Origin of the sequence: Gemmatimonas sp. (assembly GCF_041689975.1) — a bacterium.
Lineage (GTDB): Bacteria > Gemmatimonadota > Gemmatimonadetes > Gemmatimonadales > Gemmatimonadaceae > Gemmatimonas.
In genome coordinates, this window is record NZ_JBDNFF010000334.1 from 1 (window position 1) to 1,976 (window position 1,976).

Sequence of the window (1,976 nt, forward strand, 5' to 3'; positions counted from 1 at the left end):
GATCGGTTCTCGTATTGGCCGGTGCGCATCGACAAGGGCGGCGAGATTCTCGCGCCGGGCACACCCAACGACGCCGTGCAGTACATCGATGCCGAAGACCTCGGCCAATGGATGGTTCGCCTCGCGGAGAACCACACCATCGGCACCTTCAACGCGACCGGACCCGAGTCACCCACGAACATCGCCGAGATGCTGTACGGTATCAAAGCGGTGACCAGCAGCGATGCCCACTTCACCTGGGTGGCTGCCGATTTCCTGGCGGCGAATCAAGTGCGGGCGTGGAGTGACATGCCGGTGTGGATGCCGCCGACCGGGCGCACCGCCGGTTTCATGTCGGTGAACTGCCGGAAAGCGTTTGCGGCCGGGCTTACCGTGCGCCCGCTCGCCGAAACGGCGAAGCATACGCTCGACTGGTACAAGACGCGCCCGGCCGCCGAGCAGGAGAAAGCGCGCGCCGGACTCGCGCCGGAGAAGGAAAAAGCTGTACTGGCGGCGTGGCACGCGAAGGTCGGTACGTAGTGATTCGTCGCGTGATGGCGAAGCTGGTGACGGTCGAGGAAGGCGAGTGGCGGGCCACGCTGCTCGCTTTCACGTTTTTCTTCTTTCTGCTCGCCAGCTATTTCATTTTGCGCAGCATTCGCGATGCGATCGGTGTCGCGGCGGGGACGGCGAAGTTGCCATGGCTGTTCACGGGCACGCTGCTCGCGACGCTGCTGGCGAATCCATTGTACGCCACCATCGTGTCGCGGTTACCGGTCCGTCGGTTCATTCCGATCGTGTACCGCGTTTTCGCCGTGCTGCTGGTGGGTTTTTCCATCGCCGTGTATACGACCGGACCCGCTGAAGAGCAGTATCTCGGGCCGGCGTTCTGGATCTTCATCAGCGTGTTCAGTTTGTTCGTGCCGTCGGTGTTCTGGGGCTTCATGGCCGACACGTTTCATAGCGATCAGGGAAAGCGGCTCTACGGTTTTATCGGCGTCGGCGGGACGCTGGGCGGCATGTTCGGATCGAAGTTCACGTCGCTGCTGGCGACGAGCGTCGGCACGCCGATCTTGATGCTGACATCGGTGGTGATGCTCGAGTGCGGCGTGCAGGTGATTCGCCGGTATCCGCCGAGCTTCCGCGCCGAAACGCGCGATCGCGAGGCAGCGCAGCGGTCGGTCGGTGGTACTTCGCTGGCCGGCATCACGCATGTGTTTCGGTCGCCGTATCTGCTCGGCATCTGCCTGTTCATGCTACTGTTTACGATCGGCACCACGGTGCTGTACTTCCAGCAGGCCGAGATCGTGGGTGCGCGATTCGCGGACCGCGAATCGCGCACGGCGTTCCTGGCCAATCTCGACTTCTACGTACAGCTGCTCACGGTGCTCGCGCAGCTGTTCATTTCGGGGCGTGTGATCAAGTGGATCGGCGTTGGCATGACGCTGGCGATTCTGCCGCTGGTGAGCGTGATCGGCTTTGGTGCACTCGGAGTGTGGTCATCGTTATCGCTGTTCGTGGCGTTCACGGTCGTTCGCCGCGCGGGTAACTATGCCTTTGCGAATCCCGGACGTGAGGTGCTGTTCTCGGTGATTCCTCCGGAAGACAAGTACAAGGCGAAGAACTTCATCGACACGTTCGCATACCGCAGTGGCGATCAGATCGGGGCGTGGAGCTACGCCGCGATGTCGGCCGCCGGTCTCGCCGTGAGTTCAATTGCGCTGATCGCGGCGCCGATGAGCGCGGTGTGGCTGGTCGTGGCGCTCTGGCTGGGGCGGCGCCATACGGTGCTGTCGAAAGCGGAGTCGGCGTAGGGGGCGACCTTCGCTGAGGTTGAACCGAACGAACAGCCTGCCACGAATTACGCTGATGGACACGGATTAAACGAACAACGTTCCTGATGGTTGCATGCCGGAGGCCGTCGTGCACACGCATCCAATCCGCGTACGGCCGCCGCCGATCTGCGGTACAGCAGCCGCAGCCCGACTGCCCGCGTA

Annotated in this window: 1 protein-coding gene and 1 pseudogene; both read left to right on the forward strand. The window is 62.7% G+C overall.

Translation table 11 applies throughout. The features are described 5' to 3' along the window. Positions 1–519: pseudogene (locus ACESNG_RS19725) on the forward strand (epimerase); the annotation flags it as partial. Next, on the forward strand, positions 519–1,793 hold the full coding sequence (locus tag ACESNG_RS19730) for an NTP/NDP exchange transporter (protein WP_373065569.1): 1,275 nt from the start codon (positions 519–521) through the stop codon (positions 1,791–1,793). The pseudogene ACESNG_RS19725 and the gene ACESNG_RS19730, both read left to right, overlap by 1 nt. Positions 1,794–1,976 lie beyond the last annotated feature (183 nt).